This is a genomic window from Acinetobacter sp. B-6 (assembly GCF_056930735.1).
On record NZ_JBXPBY010000007.1, the window covers coordinates 185,315 to 203,183 of the forward strand.

At 37.4% G+C, this 17,869-nt stretch carries 13 protein-coding genes; 2 read left to right on the forward strand and 11 right to left on the reverse strand.

Annotated elements, in window-relative coordinates; genetic code table 11:
* Positions 1 to 93: 93 nt before the first annotated feature.
* Complete coding sequence (locus tag AC1Z3T_RS10645; RefSeq protein WP_483396641.1) at positions 94 to 525, forward strand: GNAT family N-acetyltransferase; 432 nt, start codon at positions 94 to 96, stop codon at positions 523 to 525.
* 615 nt (positions 526 to 1,140) lie between these two features.
* Here AC1Z3T_RS10645 and AC1Z3T_RS10650 read toward each other — a convergent pair.
* The 3 genes from AC1Z3T_RS10650 to AC1Z3T_RS10660 all read right to left on the reverse strand — a co-directional run bounded on the left by AC1Z3T_RS10650 (position 1,141) and on the right by AC1Z3T_RS10660 (position 5,392).
* Positions 1,141 to 3,726 (reverse strand): TonB-dependent hemoglobin/transferrin/lactoferrin family receptor, encoded by a 2,586-nt coding sequence (locus tag AC1Z3T_RS10650; protein WP_483396642.1) that lies wholly within the window; start codon positions 3,724 to 3,726, stop codon positions 1,141 to 1,143.
* A 144-nt stretch (positions 3,727 to 3,870) separates the two neighbouring features.
* Positions 3,871 to 4,854: a FecR family protein gene (locus AC1Z3T_RS10655; RefSeq protein WP_483396643.1), complete on the reverse strand. Its 984-nt coding sequence runs from the start codon at positions 4,852 to 4,854 to the stop codon at positions 3,871 to 3,873.
* The gene (locus tag AC1Z3T_RS10660) at positions 4,844 to 5,392 is read right to left on the reverse strand and encodes a sigma-70 family RNA polymerase sigma factor (protein WP_483396644.1); all 549 of its coding nucleotides are present in this window, start codon (positions 5,390 to 5,392) and stop codon (positions 4,844 to 4,846) included. Before AC1Z3T_RS10660 ends, AC1Z3T_RS10655 begins: the two co-directional genes overlap by 11 nt.
* 160 nt (positions 5,393 to 5,552) lie before the next feature.
* On the opposite strand from AC1Z3T_RS10660, the gene AC1Z3T_RS10665 reads away from it, so the two are divergent.
* Entirely contained in the window at positions 5,553 to 5,927 is a 375-nt protein-coding gene (locus tag AC1Z3T_RS10665) for a hypothetical protein (RefSeq protein WP_171498184.1), read from the forward strand.
* A 256-nt stretch (positions 5,928 to 6,183) separates the two neighbouring features.
* On the opposite strand, the gene AC1Z3T_RS10670 is transcribed toward AC1Z3T_RS10665, so the two are convergent.
* The 8 genes from AC1Z3T_RS10670 to AC1Z3T_RS10705 all read right to left on the reverse strand — a co-directional run bounded on the left by AC1Z3T_RS10670 (position 6,184) and on the right by AC1Z3T_RS10705 (position 17,866).
* Positions 6,184 to 8,511, reverse strand: a complete 2,328-nt coding sequence (locus tag AC1Z3T_RS10670) for a TonB-dependent receptor (RefSeq protein WP_483396645.1) — start codon at positions 8,509 to 8,511, stop codon at positions 6,184 to 6,186.
* 581 nt (positions 8,512 to 9,092) lie between these two features.
* Complete coding sequence (locus AC1Z3T_RS10675) at positions 9,093 to 10,583, reverse strand: surface lipoprotein assembly modifier (RefSeq protein ID WP_100884726.1); 1,491 nt, start codon at positions 10,581 to 10,583, stop codon at positions 9,093 to 9,095.
* A 62-nt stretch (positions 10,584 to 10,645) separates the two neighbouring features.
* A complete protein-coding gene (locus AC1Z3T_RS10680; protein ID WP_009586465.1) occupies positions 10,646 to 11,404 on the reverse strand; it encodes a Slam-dependent surface lipoprotein in 759 nt (252 codons plus the stop codon).
* Positions 11,405 to 11,606: 202 nt separating this feature from the next.
* Entirely contained in the window at positions 11,607 to 14,738 is a 3,132-nt protein-coding gene (locus AC1Z3T_RS10685) for a TonB-dependent receptor (RefSeq protein ID WP_100886264.1), read from the reverse strand.
* 424 nt (positions 14,739 to 15,162) lie between these two features.
* Positions 15,163 to 16,176, reverse strand: a complete 1,014-nt coding sequence (locus AC1Z3T_RS10690; protein ID WP_100884725.1) for a FecR family protein — start codon at positions 16,174 to 16,176, stop codon at positions 15,163 to 15,165.
* Positions 16,177 to 16,746 (reverse strand): sigma-70 family RNA polymerase sigma factor, encoded by a 570-nt coding sequence (locus AC1Z3T_RS10695; protein ID WP_004828693.1) that lies wholly within the window; start codon positions 16,744 to 16,746, stop codon positions 16,177 to 16,179.
* Positions 16,747 to 16,981: 235 nt separating this feature from the next.
* Positions 16,982 to 17,419, reverse strand: a complete 438-nt coding sequence (locus tag AC1Z3T_RS10700; RefSeq protein ID WP_004828689.1) for a Fur family transcriptional regulator — start codon at positions 17,417 to 17,419, stop codon at positions 16,982 to 16,984.
* A 21-nt stretch (positions 17,420 to 17,440) separates the two neighbouring features.
* Positions 17,441 to 17,866, reverse strand: a complete 426-nt coding sequence (locus AC1Z3T_RS10705) for a YbaN family protein (protein WP_100884724.1) — start codon at positions 17,864 to 17,866, stop codon at positions 17,441 to 17,443.
* Positions 17,867 to 17,869 lie beyond the last annotated feature (3 nt).

The window sequence follows — 17,869 nt, forward strand, 5'->3', positions numbered from 1 at the left end:
ATAAAGTCAACCATTTCTTGAATATTGATACTGCTTAGACAAATCTAATCATCTGAAATGTTGCTATAGTATTTATCCGAATGACAAGAGTAGATGGATATAATGTTAATTCGCCTCGCCAGTGAAGCCGATCTGAAATATTTAATAGCGATTGATAGTGTTGCCTTACATGAGGCACAACGAGTATTACAAATTCACGCTTGGTGTGCTCAAAGTACATGTTTTCTTGCTGAAAAGGATGGCGAAATCATGGGTTATGGTGTTTTAAATTACCATTTCTTTGGATGTGGATTTATTGAAATGTTAATGGTTGGAGAGCATTATCGTCGTCATGGCATCGGACTTGCCTTACTGAATGACTTGAAGTCAAAATGCCTACATCCAAAACTTTTCACCACCACCAATCGTTCTAATTTGCCAATGAAACGCTTGTTACGCACTTCTGGATTTATAGAAAGTGGTCAAATTGAAAATCTTGATGAGGATGATCCAGAATTAGTATTTTTTATTCCAATCCCCCAATAAGTTAGTTTTAAGCAGTCGCGTTTCTAACTTTAAGGGCAATCCGTCACTACTGCTTTCAGATTGAAAGGTGGAACGATAGCTCCATATGATTTAATCAATGAAGACTACATTTATATATCAAATCATGAAGTAAAAATTGGTCATTTAGTTCTTGGGCTAATTGTTAGAATCAAATTGTGATTATTTACCACTTTTAAAGTTTGCAATAAGAAAATTAATTTCAAACAATATCAATGACAAAAAAATACCCACTTGATGGAGTAAAGTGGGCGATAAAAACTGCGTATATAGTTGAAGCACAACCTTCAGCACTATGATTTGAATATGGCAAAGAAAACTTTAAAATTCAAGTTTATTTTTTACCCATTGGTAAATTTTTACGATCATTAAGTAACCAAAATGTAATTTAAAAAATGATAATTAATACTTGGTTTACGTGTAAAAATAAAGTTTTGTTATTTCAATCGTTTGTAATTCCAATAGCTTATCAGTAACCCAAAACACATCATCTTTTCAATACGTTTAGATCCAACAAGATATAAGTAGCCCATTTTCAATGAAACCCTATGGGCTACTCATGAGAGATACTAAGTGTTCAACATCCAGACTTCAACTTTAGAATTTTTGAGAAATACTGAACTTATAATCGCGCCCTGTACCCGTCATATATTCACCCAAATACATTTTATAGTCTCGATTAAACAAATTATCTATTGAGAAATTAAGTGTTGGTCCTTTCTCACCCACAGGTTGCCAATCTGCATATACGCCATGAAGCGAGTAGCCTTTGGTTTTAGGTAAAGAAAAAGAAGATGCAGCGATTGATTTATCATTATCAGATAAACTTCTGTCTTGAGCCGCAACAAAAATTCCTCTCCATCCCATGGTTAAGTGATGCTCAGGCACATTTACCCCTAAAGTTGCTGTGGCTTTTTTAGGTGGGATATCAACCATCCATGTTTTTTGGTCAAACCATGGATTCACAGGTGAATTATCACGTTGCCCACGAATATATGAATAAGTTAAACCAGCAAACCAAGTCGGTTGATTGTAGAAAACTTCAGCTTCATAGGCTTTAATGGTGTAATCGGTAACGTTTCGATAGAAACCATGATTGTAATTACCATTGCAGTCTTTAACACTGCCCTCACCTGTACTTGCATTATTTTCTGCTTGGGCTTGGCAAAAGGTTGAACGGTTTCTAAATATTTCGTCAGCACCACGATTACGATGATAGGTCAATCGTACTTGCAGATGATCATCTGTACTGAACAAATCATCAAAGTTCATTTCATTACCGATACGTATCGCCAGCATTTTTTCAGGAAGCAAATAACGACTGGTCGATGGAACAGTGGTTGCCGCTGATTGCACATAATACTGCTCATCAACACGAGGAGCACGCCATGTCTTACTCACATTGGCAAACCATGTCATGTAGTCTGTTTGCTTCCAAGACATTGCCAAACGAGGTGACCAACCTGTATAGGTTTTACTTGAGTAATCATGTCCTGCACTAGGATCATTATAGCGTGATGCTCGATTGGGTTTTCCTGTGTTTTCAATATGATCGTAACGTAACGATGGTGTGATAATGATATTATTGAACTGATATTGATCTTCAACAAATGCGCTCAACATTTGCTGATCGCCTGCTGGCATATAATTGGGTTCATAATAGCCAAAATTATAATCAGGCTTCTTCACATTGTTTTTATCAAAAATCAGGGAATTCTGTTCCATCTTTTGATATTGCGTACCGAATTTTAACTTATGATTACCATATTTAGTTTCTATATCACTGATATTACTGAGTTTAAATGCTGTATTGGTATAGGTTACCCAACTTTCATTGCCTAAAAGTGCTGCTGAACCATTTACGCTTGGTAGTCTTTGGTCATGCTGATAGGTTTTTGAATATGAAGCAACCGCTTTGAGATTCAAATATGGATTGTCTGCTGGATTAAACTCATAATTTGCTGAATAACTGGTATCTTCCTGATCACGATAAACCAAGCGTCGTTTCCATGCTTCATCATAGCCATATTTTGCAATATCTGCCTGTGTAGGCACAGCATCCTGATCACGCATGGCAGCAAATGGCTCCCAACCCTCATGTCCGCTGCGCATAGCATTGAGAGAGATTTTATGTCCATCTGCAGGATAAAAATTAAGTTTTGCTAAGTAGGTCTCTTGCTCTTGGGCAGAGTATAAAAATGTACTGCCATCTGGACGTTTAACATTACCACTGTCCCGGTTGGTATAATAAAACAGACCATCTACTACGCCATTATCAGCTTTACCATATACCGCACTGGTGTAGGTATTTTGGCTATTATTTGAATATCGAGAATACTTTAAAAAAGCCCCTACATTTTTATCTTTATCTAACAAATCTGTCGCATCTTTGGTTTCTAAAGTAACCTTCCCACCAAAACCACCATTTCCAACTTCAACATTATGCGGACCTTTATCTACAGTGATTTTCTTTAAAATTTCAGGTTCTATAAATACCGATCCCTGACGATATTTATCAAAACTTTTTACAGAATCATCTAAAGTAATCGGAACATCTGCTACCCCACCCATACCCAGAATATTGATCGTTTGACCGCCGGGGCGAGGAGATCCAGCAGACCCAACACTTGGCATGTTGTCTAAGAGTTGTGCCACATTATTGGCCTGATAACGATCAATTGCTTTTTGGTTTAAAACACTTTGTCCAAACTTAATTGTATCTTTTTGAACGGCTTCTACCACAATCGGCGTCATTTGATAAATTTGATTTTGCCCATTCTGATTTGAAGGCAGATTTTTGTCTGAACTCACTTTTACATGGTTCATTACAGGGGCACTTTCAACACTGGACTTTTCCGTTAATACATAGCCAGCTGAGGTTTTTTGGATTTGAAAGGGGGTATTTTGAACCAGCATTGTAAATATCTGGTCTAAGGTATATTTACCTTGGATACTTTTAACCTGATAACGATTGGTTTTGTTGGAATCAAGCAATAATGAAACATTGGCTTGTTGTGCCAAACTGTTTAAAGCTTGAGTGAGTGAACCACGCTGCACTTGATAGAAAGTCGTGGGCACAGCAGTTTCTGCGTAAATTTGTGTACTGACGACTCCCATAGACAAGGCTATGGCAGCGGTCAATGCAAGCGGTTTTATGGCATTTCGATATAAAGACTGGGACATTTTGAAGCCACCTAAAGTTAAATGATAATCATTCACTTCATTCAGTTAAAAAAAAATATGTGTTCTAACTTATATGACGAAGACCATCAAAAAAAACCGCAATGAATGATCATTTTTTTTAGAGGACACTGTTTAGACGTTTTATCACTCTGCACTTATTACAATCACATGTTGCCCTATTTTTTTGATTTTTAAAGGATACTGTGTTGCCAAGAGTGCAAGCGTCTGTTCCAAATCTTGTTGAGTATTAATCACACCGCTCACTTTGTATTGCGCTAAAGTTGCTTGGTTAAATAATAAATATTGGTGATGATAGCGCCCTAAACGGCTGAGTAAATCTGACAGTGGTAAATCATTTGCCAAGATTTGCTGTTTCTGCCAAGCGAATTCTGTTGAAGCAGTATCTATTTTAGTTATCTGGCTTAAACCTTGTGAATCCGCTGTAATATTTTCACCTTGCTGAACCACTTTAGACAAAGGAGCTGCCTGCAAAGCCGTCGCTTCGACTTTAGAATGCAGCATATTCAATACACTGCGCTTTGGATATTGATTCACAATAAAGCGAGTTCCTAAAGCTTTATAGTCTGCTTGTGGCGTGTGGATAATCAGTGGTCTATTTGGATCTTTGGCAACATCGATATAAATGTCACCCTGAACTAAGTCAATTCGGCGTTTATCCGCTTTGAAATCCAATTTAATTGCAGATCGTGCCCCCAAAGATACTTTTGAGCCATCCTCCAAAGTGAATGACTGCATTTCACCTGTATCTGTTTTTAAATCAGCCGTATAGTAAGAGAATATTGTTGAGTGATAAGCAAAATATGTTGCGCTTCCTATACTTAAACAAAGTACAAAAGCTTTGGTAAATAATTTCTGGATTTCTGTTTTACTCTGCTGACTGATTTGCATTGAATGATGGACATTCTGACTGGAAATGCCATGTGTCATCGAAAGCTGTTGCATCGTTTCAGAAAAACTCAACATTTCATCTAATTGATCCTGATATTCTGGGTATTGATTACGCCAAAGATCAAATTCAATCTGAGCCTGACGGCGCTCCTCTTGATCATCCGCATTTAAGCGAACAATCCACAGCGCCATATCTTTACGCAACTGTTTAGCGTTCATCTTGCTCCAGCTCAAGCAGATTATTTTTTGCTTCGTAACATAGTTGTAGACATTCAGCTAAATACAATTGTGTACTACGCAATGACCGACCAATCTCTAAGGCAACCTCACTTTGACTATAGCCTTCAAAGTAATACATGATAAAAGCCTTACGCATCAGTGAGGTGGTATTTTGTAGCGCAATCGTCAAAAAGTCTAAAATTAACACTGCTTCTTCGATTTGATTGGATGACAGCAAGCTTTCTTGTTCATCTACGCGTTGCTTTAGGGTCTCTAAATAATTTTGCTCTAAGATATAACGACGGTGTTTATCAATAAGCAAATGTTTAGCCACATTGACCAAATAGGCTCGAGGTTCTTGAATGGAAAATAGCTGTTTGGTTTGCAACAATTTTACAAAAGTATCTTGAACCAAATCAGCTGCGCTAAATGGATACTTGATCCTTAAGCTTAGCCACTGACGAAGCCAATCATGATGATCCAGATACATTTCTTGCAGTAACTGCTGACGTGATTGAGTTGTGGGAGTCTGAATCATAAAATGTAGTACGCAAATACAAACAATAATAATTATCGTTTACATAAAGACTTTTGTAAATGCTCTGATCGACAACTTTTTGTCCTTTATTGAATGGACTTTTCTTAGAAATTAATCGATAATGATTATCAATTGCATTATTTGAAATTTGGTGAATATTGTGGAACAGCCTACTCTAGCAACAGAAGCCATCCGAGCATTTTTCACACTACAATGTTGTTGGCTAAATAATGAAGAAATTTATCTTGAAAAAGGTTGTTTACATTGTGGTTCTGCAGCCACCTATTTAATCTACTTTACCAATACGCCGATTCAAAACTTATTGTTGAATTTTATTCAAAAATACAATTGTCATCATAGCCGTAAATTGGACTTACTTGATCTGTTAGATTTTGAAGAACAATACAATGATTTCCTACAAATCTTAGAAAACGCCGTTAACAGTTACGCTTGCCAATATCAAAATCGTCCAAGAGCACTTGCTTTTGAACAGGTTGATTCTATTTTTGAGCGAGAAGCTGCCGTTGCATGTTAAAGCGCTATATATTAAACCGTAGTAAGCCAAATCAATACACGGCTTAATTCTCAAAGCGTCAACGACGACTCAAATCATTGGAGCTTATAACCACGCCCTGCTCTCATTGATCAATTAAAAAATCAAGCATCATAAATCATATTGAAAGCGCCCTATTCTCAAAGAACAAGGCGCAGATGATCAGTTGATTTCTGTTGAAATCCAGCATGATTAAGATAGCGAAAACAATACTTTTCAATCAGGCTAATTAAGCCAATTAGATTTTTATATTCACACCGACTTGAAAGCCACGTCCAGGAAGCGGTGCAATATATTTTAACGGCGAGTTTTGTGGTCTTGCATCTTCATTCAATAAATTCGATCCATTTAAAAATACGTCCATACTGGTTTTTTGTAGTTTGAAGTGTTTTTGAATTTGAAAATCCATCATGTTATATGCTGGCAATGGCACTTCTTCAGACACGCTTTTTCCCAAATATTGAGGCTTATCATAATAGATACTGGATAATCGTGCAGACCAATCATTTTGTGCCCATTCAACACTCATGCCATAACGGTTGGTTGGCATATTGGGTAAATAGTTTCCGTCATTAAACAGACTAAACTGATTCGGATGAAGGTTTTTATTTTTAACAAAATCGGCAAATGCGGATAGCACAACTGAGCCATAGGCATTAAATTCAACTTTTTGTTTTAAATCAACTTCAAACCCTGTTATTTCAGCATCTGTCTGTGTCCAATATTTAAGCGGCAAACGGTTTTGAGTCTGCACACCTGAATGGGTTAAGTATAAGTAATTGTCATATTTCATTTTATAAACAGTGGCAGTTAAATTAAAATTTTGATAATTCAATAATCCTGTCAATTCTAGATTTTTCGACTTTTCTGCTTTGAGCTTTTGATTTCCTTCCTCTTGCATCATGGTAGAGTAATGCGCATTACTCGCATAAAGCTCATTGATTTCAGGTGCTCGATCTGAAACCGAATAGCGTAATTTTAAGCCCAATAAATCATTATATTTGAAATAAGACCCAAAGCTATAACTGTCTAAATCAAATTCAGTATCCTTTAACTTAGTATTTGGTGAGTTTCTTGCTGTTTTAAAATCACTCGCTTGAATTCTGTGTTCTACTTTTTCATTACGGTAACCTGCATCTAATTCTAACCAGTCAAAGTCTAATTTTTCCTTAATAAATACAGCTTGTGTTCGAGTATCAACATGAGGTAAATAACGTAATTTCCCTTGCCCTTCAACTTTACGATCTATTTGATTTAGGCCGACAAAACCACTCCAAAATTCGGTTGGTCGATGTTTAAGTAATAATTCTGCTTGTTGTGTATCAAATTGATAACGATTGGCCATCCCAGTACCCAGATACTCAGCAGAGGTATTGACTGTTTTACTGGCATTAAACTGAATTTGATTGAGCAGCAATGGGCTAAAGTTAAGTTCACTCGCAAGTGAATATCTTCGTTGATCCGTTTTAACCCCTACTGGGACGCTTTCACTGGTCGATTGAAAAGATTTATTTTCAAGAGAAAATCCCGGAACACCGTATTCACTTTTTTTCGAATCAGCACTGAGTCCGATATATCCTTGATCAAGAAAATATGTTGTGCCTACTGCAAAATGCTGATTGTCTAAGTAACTGTTTCCAAGCTTATCGCTATAGTTCGGGGTAACGTCCTTATTAATTTTATTTTCCGTAAACTGTTTGCTATTCGGAACATAATTGGGATTTACAGGATTGGTATAAGTTTTCCCACTCCATACAGATGTTGGCTTGTCTGTATAAAAAGAAAATGTACCATCTGCCCAATCTGGATTTTCTGTCATGAATTGGTCAATATATGGCTGTGATGCCGTGTTATACACCTGTTGAATTCGTGCTTCTTTTTGGCAAGCATCAGCTAAACCTGTATTCACTCCACCTGTTGCAGGAAATAGTGCGCTATTACAGACTTTTGCTTTACCGTTACCCGGAATTTTATATGCCGCCATCTCTTGCGTCGAAAATAAGAAATTGGTCGAAAAATTCTTTTGGTTATTTAAATTTAATTTAAAGCCCTTTGCATCAAAATCATTCCAGCCCTTTTTAGCGACAAGTTCCAGTTCAGTTTTTTTTTCAGGAAGCACTTGATCAATGATTCCTGTATCAATGTTCACACTCCCTCCAATAGCATTCCCACCATAACGCACCGTATCAGAGGATTTATTGACCGTAATTGATTGACTAAACAATGGATCAAATGGAATATTAATATTGCCACTGATTGCATTCATTCCATAAAGCGATTGACCATTTTCTAAAACCTGTACCCGATTGCCGCCTAAACTACGGATGACTGGTGCACCAGCATTTGGACCAAAAGCACTACTTTGCACTCCTGAAACTTGCTTTAAGGCATCTCCTAAAGTTTTATTGTCCGCATTTTTATTTTTTACAACCACAAAATCTTGTTTAAAAATGTCTTTTTCTGCATCTACTCGAATGATGGGTAAAACATTGAGCTCTTTATTATCCACTGCATAGGCAGGAAAGATCGGTAAAGAAATTGCAATGGCTAAACTATGACGACGCACGATGATATATCCAGATTGTAATTTATTGTTATGTTATAATATTACATTTAACTATTCAACGACAATAATCTTAATGATTTATCCAACAAACACTATCGTGATAAAAATAATTTAAATAAGTATTTGATCTAAATTAATAATTTAACCTGAGCTCGATAAAAATTCTTGATGAAATATGATACTCGGAAACGTCATCCGCAGTTGTTTGAGGCAGGACTACTTTTATAAAGTATTGTTTCTGCGACTGATTGAATATGTTGCTGGTCGTTGACGAGTTTTGCGGTGAGCAGCGATACCGCTGCGCAAGATGGTTGCCCTTGCGGAGCTTCGCTCCTCATGCCAAAACAAAAGTATGGCGAGCCGCAGGCTGATCCTGAAATTGGGTGAGAACTTAGCAAGACTCCGCATAGATTTATTTTTTTCAATAAGTTAAAGAAGTGGTTGCATCGAACTCACGTTAATTTAAAAAATTTATGCTATCTATGAACAATTTTCTTTGTTCTGAAATGCTGCATCGCTGAACTGATACTTATATTGATGAATTAAAGTTGATTTTTAAGAGCTTAAGTTAAAATATCAGTTTAAAAACGATGTTCTAACTTTAAGCTGATATTGTGTTTATCATAGGAATACAACCACTCTACATTACTGTTATTTTGATTATATTGATAAGTAAGATTCGGTGTTAAACCGTAAAAAGCCCAACGCGGCGCACTTAAAATCAAGGTATAGTTTTGTTCAAAATCATGTCGCCTAGCCTCTAATGCAGGCGTAAATTTATCAAATTGACGCCAACGAAAAGAACTAAATAAATTGGTGTTAAAGCCTGCAGTAAAGTTTTTGGACAGCCCTAAACGTATGCCTTGTTGTTGATATGCTGTGAAATATTGCTCTTGGGTATTATGGTCAACGAAATCCAGTCCACCAAATAAGGTCCAGTTTTTTGGTAAAATTTTCCAAAAAGTTGAATAGACTGAATATTCCGTGCCATTCTGCCCCTTATACTGAGAATAGTTCATATCTTTCATTTCAGCCTCTAACTTGACGGCTTTATCGTTGGAAATAAAGCGCATCCACTCGCCTCTTAACCCATAAGCACTGTAGAGTGGATCATGTGCATAGTATTTATGTTCAAATACAGGAGCAACCAAGACTTGATTACGTTCATTATAAAAACTATAACCCGCATTTAAATTAAAAGTTAATTCATTATAATCTGTCTGATCTGGGTAAACTTGACCATAGAATAATCCACGTAAAGCAATACCATGCTGTCCAGAAAGTGACCAACGCTTGGTTAAAGTGGCTTCATAATCCAGACCTTGCGCACTGATCGCATCTGGTGTACCTCGCTTTAATTGTTCGACAGGCATGACTTCCTTCGTCTCTGGGTCAATACCGTAATAGGTCACAATGTCGTATTTATTTGAAGCGTTATTGATATTACTGGCATAACGTGAACCAAAAGCTAAGGAACCTTGCCATGCATCACGTTGTTTAAGTCCTTTAAGATACATCTCTACAGTTTGAAGAATACCTTGAGCAGCAGGATCGGTAGACATGCTCAATTGAGATTGAATCTGCTGAAATAACTGTAGTCCTTGCTGATTTTTTTGTTGTTCGGTGTAGACACGTGCCAGCTCAAGCTGTGTCATTAAATTATTGGATTGAATCTTTAGACTGTGTTGTAGTTTACTTTCAGCCAAGCTTAAATTTCCCTGTGTTCGTGCCATGACGCCTTCAGCGAATTCAGTCAAAGCCTGATCATAATTTGGAAATTTTTTATATTTTTCTAAATAACGTACAGCGACTTGCCATTGTTTTTGCATCACCGCCAAATAAAGCGCATAAGCAACTTCTGCGGGTTCATCCTTCACCATATATTCCTGACCTTGTATGATCAGATTCGGTAATGCTTGGTCTTTTTTGGGATCATCTGATTTGAGTAGTTTCTTATCATTTTGATATTGCTGCTGACTAATTTCCTGATTTAACCTGATACTGGTATCATCTGCTGCATAGACAGATTCTCCACACAGTACCACAACGCCAAGCAATACTATTTTTTTCATTGATCACCCTATAAAATAAAAAAAGAAAGACTTACCGAAGCAAGCCTTTCTTATTCAAATCATTATTTCTTACCGCCGAATGCAACATCATATGTATTGTTACCTACAAATGTTGCAATGCCTGCTAAGCTGCTTTGGCTATTATAAAACTGACCTGAAACATCACCACCAGAAGGTCCACCTGTCCAAGATGCATTTGAACCACTAATCGTAGCGTCATTATTAATTGTTGCAGTACCTAAATTAAAGGTACGTGAACTATCGCTCAATGAACCAGTTAACTGTTTGGTTGCAAAGTTTGCAGTAAACGTACCTGACAACAAATTAGAGCCATTATAATTATTAACACCTTGAACGCTATAATTTGCAGTACCTGTAGACGGTACGCTGGTATCCGCATCTTTACCATTGTAATAAACAGTATGTGTTGTTGGATCAACTGTACCTAGACGGTTTCCACTGGCATCTTTGGCTTCGGCATTCCACTCACCAAACCAAACGTCTTGCGTAGGCACTTGTTTATAGTTGGCATAACCGATAGCAGCATGTGTTGGCGGAAGACCTGGTAAATACGGGTTCAAACGCACTACCCCATTGCCATCTGCATAACCGTTAAAACCCGAGAATGCAACAACTGCGCCGTTATAAAAGTCTTTAATTCCGAAACCTACACCCGAGTTTGGATGAGTTGGTCCAAGTGAACCTGTAGCTGCGACCTCGATTTTACTAACATCACTCGACTCACCGACTATAGCTGCCTGAGCAGCACCGACTAAACCAATAGATAGTAAAACAGCCAGTGAGATAGATTGAAGTTTCATTTTAAATTCCTCGTTATGAGTTTAAAGTTTTACCATTAAGAATAAAAATAAAAAACTTAATGATTATCATTTAAAATAAAACATGTGCTGCACTGATTTTAATTTTTCAATTTAAGTGTAAAATCAAGGAGTACCTGTCTTATTTTCCACACATTTATTGCACACCACGTGCAATAAATTCGGTTAATTACCTTTAAGTTCCTTAAAACTTATGGGTAATGCTTAGCTTAAATGTTCGACCAGGTGCTGCGATTGCCGAACGGGTTAAAGGATCAATATAGAATTCATCGGTGAGATTGGTTCCCACCAGTTCAAATAAAGTATCCTGCTTCAGTCGATAATTGATATAAGCATCTAAAATGGTCATTGAGTTCCAAGCCAAAGGGGTATTGGCGTAATAACTCATCTCTATCCCGTTATAGTTTTTCGTTTCAGGATTTTCATATTTTTGGTAATAACTCGCTCGTGTCCCCAATTCCAGTTTCTGATCAAAGAAACGTCCTCCAAGCGTCAAATTTACTGAATATTTGGGAATTGCCATACTGACCAAATATCCCCCTACAAATCCATCATCGACACAGCGATTTACTGAGAACTGCTTATTTGCCCCCAAAATCATTGCTGAATTTTCATCACATACTTTATTCTTAAAACGGTAATTGGCACTCAAATCCGTAAAGAAACGTCCATTGTCAAAGCGACTTTGTAGTTCCAGTCCTTCTGTAGTGAGACTATCGACATTACTAAATACCAAAGTTGGACTACGCTCAATCGCATTCTTGGTTTTGTTATAGTAATAAGCCAATTTAATATCGGCATAACTGCTGTTTTTAAAAAACTCTGAAAGATTATGGACATAGGCGAGTTCATAGTTCGATGCATGTTCAGGTTCTAACTTATAACCACTTAAAGTTCCAGAAAAACCAAGCGTACTTTCAAACATACTTGGCATTCTATATGCTTCGCTATAGCGCAAATACATTCGACTATTCGAGTTAAAGTTAACCGTTGCTGAAGCCGTCGGTGTCCAACCACTATCTTTGCTTTTTTGCACACCTGTTTGGGTTAAGTCAATATCTTCATAAGCACTAGGAGTGCCGCTCGCATAATATCCATAATCCCGCCCCTCCACTAAAGTCCCATTTAAAAAGGGATTATTGGCAATGGTTAATTGTCCACGACTATCCTTTTGATAGTTAATCGTATTACGTTGAGTATATATATACCTTTTTAATTCTTTTTGCTTATATTCTTCCGTCCAGCCCTGAGCCAAAGCGGATGCATCTAATGTATTTCTTATTTGTTGTTCGCGTTCTGGGGTCATATTTGCTTTTTTGGTAAAATAAATCATGCTTAATGCAGTGGCTTTTTTAATCAGGTTAAACTGGGGATCACCTGCATTGACCCGTTCATTAAGAAAATCATCAAAGGCCCAATAGTTTTGATATCTTGCACCTGCATTTAGCGTCAGCCATGATACAGGCTGATAGTCAAAGTTAAAATTAAACTCTTTTTCTTCTCGACGCCCTGCTCTCGGTACCATTCGATAACCTGAATTTGTTCCGTTAATATTCGGGTCTTTATAAATATCATCTGAACTGAGCTTTTCTTTTTGAAAACTACCACCAACAGTCAAACCAAGACTAGACAGTAATTTAAACTTATTGCTCAAGGTTATTCCTTGGCGAGTATTCTCTGAGTTTGCGGCGGCACTGTTCACAAAGATGCCCAAGTTCTCATTGGTATCATTAGGAAATCCACCAGAACTATAGGTATTGCTTTTGGTATCAGTTCGCCAAATATTGCTGTAAAAATCGACTAAATTATTGTTTTTAGGCTGATATTTGTATTCCATATTATAGGCTTTGGAGTCAATATGACTTAGAGGCCACTGTGGTACGCCTGTTTTGTTTTTTACCAATGCCTCCCAAGCAATTCTTGAGGGCAGTATTTCTCCATTGGTGATTGAACTGTCCCGATAACCAAACTCTAAACGCTGTTCATCAGTCGGCTTCCATGTTGCTTTTAACAAATAAGATTCTGTTTCCAGAGATGTATTCGGAACTTCTGTACCTCCCGGATAAACTTTGGCAAGATAAGGAACATAGTTATAACGCTCCTGTGATGGTTTATTATAATATTCACTGCCATTTTTTCCGGCAAAATGATTGCCCTTATTCCGATAAGCATAAGCAGCCAATACTTCAAAGTTATCAGTACGCCCCGCCAAAGCGATACGAGTCGCAACATCATCACCAGAGTATATATTGTTCTCTTTATTCTGGCGTGCCACCTTAAATAAAGACGGATCATAATAAGGTTCGAACATTGGCTTACCTTGCCAGTTCGTTGCTATTGGTGGATAGTTGGGATTATCATAAATACTTTGACCTGTGAGTAATTGCGGTTCTCTAGGTTTCACTGCATTACTGCTGGTTTCTACTTTTATTTCTCCACCAAAATTTTTACCTTCTTTTAAAACATCATCTACAGCCAAAGTATGAATAACGACAGCACCGCCGACACCTGTGTTTACATTGCGGGTGATGGAAGGTCCTTTGATGACTTGTAGCCCACCGATTAAATTCGGATCGATATAACTACGGTTATTTGCACCGTTATAACCGCGCCATACTGTTAGTGCTTGCTCTGTCCCATCAATAAGCACTGGCACTCGTCCTGGTCCTTGAACGCCACGTATGCTTGGATCTAAAGCACCACTATTTCGAGCATCCCCACTGTATACTCCGACCATTCCCTTAAATAAGTCTGCTGGCTGAGCGCCTTTATATCGTTCTATTTGCTCTTTGCTGGCGTAGACGCTAGAAATATCTTGGTCATAAACATCATTCTGCCCTTTTGTATCTCGACTAACTGTGCCAAAAACAGTCATTGGGCTAAGTTGTACCGCATTTTCATATTCGGTGGCTGTTGATTGAGTGGTTGCTACTGCGGTTTTAAGTTCAGCTTGAGTCACTTGCTTGAGCATATAGCCACTACCCACTTTTGCTGCAACAAATTCAGTGGGTGCTAAAATACGCTGGAAACCACTTTCCACATCATATTGCCCAGTCAAACCAGAACTGGATTTTCCTTTTAATAAATTGGCATCTATGGCAATCGTGGTACCTGCTTGTTCAGCAAAAGTGTTTAAAACACTGGCAAGTGAACCTGCTGGGATATGATAAGAACGTGATTCCAAAGTTTGCGCAGAGACGCTCTGAGCCAGCCCCATTGCACCAATCCCCACACAAGCAACATGAATAGCAAATGCCAATGATGAAACTCGAAAAGAAGATTTTGTTTGCTTTTTATCCCAAGCAGCTTTGCTCATTTTACGCCCCAGTAAATGTAAATAAGAATCATTCAATACATGCAATTAAATGAATCCTAATTTTTGCTTCTACTTAATATGACGCACGAGAAATAAAAAAGTGGAACCTAGAATTAAAATTTTTTTTTAAATGAAACTTGAACGGGTCTTAGACTTATGACGAAACGGAGCTTTGGGAAGCTTTCTAAATCTGATTGATCTTGATCAGGCAAGAAACTTTTGTCTTTAACCTGAGTTCGATAAAATTCTTGATAAAATATGAAACTTGAAAAAGTCAGCCACAATTTCCTGAGACAGGGCTTTATTGATAAAATGTAATCGTCTGTTCTCATTAATCAATGCGTTTCAGATCACTCATTGTTGAGTGGTGAGAGCAATGTGGTTGATTGAGATGTAAACCGACTCATAGATGTAACTACTTATTTTATTGAGTCGTTACCACAGTCAGATACGGCGTGATTTGATAAATCTTGAGCTGTGGAAAAACACTATTCAACAACTTCAAAGCATTTTCAGTATGATCTAAAGGCAGGACTGCATTGACTTGGATTTTTTCCAGTTGATCCGTTTTAAATATAATTTTCGTTCGGCTATTTTGATCTAATTCCGTCAAAACTTTCGATAAAGGCATATTTTCAACAATCAACTGACCTTGCATCCATTTTTGTTGTTCGTTATGGATGTTCAAATCATGAATGGGTTGTATAGCATATCCATTAAATGTGACTTCCTGCCCTGCGGATACAATCACGGAAGATGGCTTGGATGGTTCTTTAACGAAGTAAGAAGTTTGTACTTGCACTTTAGAATGCAACATCTTGAGTTCTGTAAGTTCTGGCTGATAACGAACACTAAATGCAGTGCCTAAAGCTTCGATTTGACCATGTTGTGTTTGAACAATAAACGGACGTGCTTGGTCTTTAGCGACATCTACGAATATTTCTCCTTGGACCAATTCAATGACACGTTGATTAGCAGAAAAATGTACATTGACCGCACTTTGACCACGAAATTTCAGCGTTGACCCATCGTTTAAGCTTTGAGTCTTCCATTCTCCTGTAGAAGACTTGAGGTCAGCCGTGAGGTAAGCGATTGGATGATAGGCAAGATAAGTATAAATCCCCCCCAAACTGCATAATGCAATGGCAAAGAGGCTACCATAACGTAAATTCTTTTGTTTATTTGCACTTTGCAAACCTGCTTTCAGCACGGATTGCGTCATTTGTTGCTGTTGCGGGGTCTGTACCAGTTTTTGAATGGAATACAGATAATGTTCAATATCTTGTGCAATTTTTTGTCGTTGCGGACTCATACTTTTCCAAGCATCAAAATCCATTTTAGCCGCTTTTTTTGTTGAATCATCATCAGCACTGAGCAATACAATCCACTCTGCGGCTTCTTCAATTAATTTTTGTTTGCTTTTCTGATCATCTATCATTTATACAAACAGATCCTTCTCTTGCTTTAACACATAACATTGCACCAAGCATGTTGCGAGATATTTTTGAATCATTTTCGTTGAAACACCAATCTGCTCGGCAATCTCTTTATGAGTCAAACCTTCAAAATAATGTAAAACAAACGCACGTTGGGCTTTTTCAGAAACAGATGCCAATGCTTGACAAATCTGATCAATCGCTTGAATAATCTGTAGTTGGTCTTCAGGTGAAGGAATCGCATCTAAAAGATATTCCATTTGACCTAATTCATCCAAATACGCTTGTTCAATGCGTTTACGGCGGACTTGATCAATCATTAAATTACGTGCGATCGTGACTAAATAAGCACGTGGCTCTTTAATCCCAAACAACTCATCACGCGTCTGTAAAATCTTGATAAAAGTATCTTGAACCAAATCAGCCGCATGTTCACTGCTACCCATCTTTTTTCTCAGCCATTGATGTAACCAAGACTGATGATCACGATACAATTGATCTACAAATGCAGGATTTTTGTTCACAATAGAATCAACTCGTTTTAAGCCCATACAAATGATAATAATTATCATTTAAATGTCAAGCAAGTCTTTCTTAAAATCCTTGAATTTTAAATTACATTTTTGTCGACCAATCGTATATTGATGCAGTATATGGGGTAAAAATAACAATTATTTTTCTATAAAAACCTTATTAAAAAATGTATGACAGCGCATCATTTTTGTATCCAAATTTATTTACCTGCCCTTATGAATATTTTCAAATAAATATAGGTTTTATTGTGATCAATATAAGTGAAACATCATTTTAACCATCACAATAGAAACACTCCGACTTTTCCAAAGTGAGATGATAGGTGCTTGCACCATGTGCCAGCATCAACGCTTGAAGGTGACCTTCCAAATCTTGATCATGAATCAACTGTAATTGACCACATTTTTTACAGCATATTCTGATATTGGTCTGGCAATTTTTAAATGAATAGAGTGCCTGTTCATTTCCAAGTTTAAATTTCACCAACACCCCTGCTTCTTCCAACTGCCTCAAGGTCTGATATACACCTGCAAAAGACAGCTTTTTAACCTGAGGTGATGGATTGTATAAAATTTCTGCGGCAGTGAGTTCACGCCGTGCATTTTTTAAAATATTCAGTACTGTTAATCTTGTTGTAGTCACTTTTAAATTTGCTTGTAGAAGTAAATGTTTTAATTCTTCAATATTTTTATAGGGGTTAAAGATTTCCATCCAAAGATAATCCTCATTGATTCATGCCTTAAGCCACATCCATAATTGTACGCAAATCATCATCATAATAATTGCACCGACTGCCCACGGATGAGGCACTGTCCAAATTAAAATTCCAGCTGCCACACTCATACTCAACAAAGAAAATAACTTCACTTTTGTAGGTAATGTGCGCTGGGTCTGCCACTGCTGTAAAATTGGTGCAATCAGTCGATTGTTTACAATCCAGTGATGCATTCGTTTTGAGCCTTTAGCTGCAAAAATTGCTGCAAGAAAATAAAAATCAAACGTAGGCAAACCTGGTACAACTAAACCAATGGTACCCAAAATCAAACATAAACCTGCGAGTGCAATACACACGCAACGTACCAACCATGACTTCGCCAGTTTCGGTTCTGGGAATGTCATACTGGTATTAATATCTGTTTCAGTTCCTGTTTGCTTCATTGT

Excerpts from the sequence above, each read along its gene's own strand:
- AC1Z3T_RS10705 (WP_100884724.1), bottom strand. The coding sequence starts at position 17,866 with ATGAAGCAAACAGGAACTGAAACAGATATTAATACCAGTATGACATTC.
- AC1Z3T_RS10655 (WP_483396643.1), bottom strand. The coding sequence starts at position 4,854 with ATGAACGCTAAACAGTTGCGTAAAGATATGGCGCTGTGGATTGTTCGC.
- AC1Z3T_RS10680 (WP_009586465.1), bottom strand. The coding sequence starts at position 11,404 with ATGAAACTTCAATCTATCTCACTGGCTGTTTTACTATCTATTGGTTTA.
- AC1Z3T_RS10685 (WP_100886264.1), bottom strand. The coding sequence starts at position 14,738 with ATGAGCAAAGCTGCTTGGGATAAAAAGCAAACAAAATCTTCTTTTCGA.
- AC1Z3T_RS10675 (WP_100884726.1), bottom strand. The coding sequence starts at position 10,583 with ATGAAAAAAATAGTATTGCTTGGCGTTGTGGTACTGTGTGGAGAATCT.
- AC1Z3T_RS10645 (WP_483396641.1), top strand. The coding sequence starts at position 94 with ATGGATATAATGTTAATTCGCCTCGCCAGTGAAGCCGATCTGAAATAT.
- AC1Z3T_RS10660 (WP_483396644.1), bottom strand. The coding sequence starts at position 5,392 with ATGATTCAGACTCCCACAACTCAATCACGTCAGCAGTTACTGCAAGAA.
- AC1Z3T_RS10695 (WP_004828693.1), bottom strand. The coding sequence starts at position 16,746 with ATGATAATTATTATCATTTGTATGGGCTTAAAACGAGTTGATTCTATT.
- AC1Z3T_RS10650 (WP_483396642.1), bottom strand. The coding sequence starts at position 3,726 with ATGTCCCAGTCTTTATATCGAAATGCCATAAAACCGCTTGCATTGACC.
- AC1Z3T_RS10700 (WP_004828689.1), bottom strand. The coding sequence starts at position 17,419 with ATGGAAATCTTTAACCCCTATAAAAATATTGAAGAATTAAAACATTTA.
- AC1Z3T_RS10690 (WP_100884725.1), bottom strand. The coding sequence starts at position 16,176 with ATGATAGATGATCAGAAAAGCAAACAAAAATTAATTGAAGAAGCCGCA.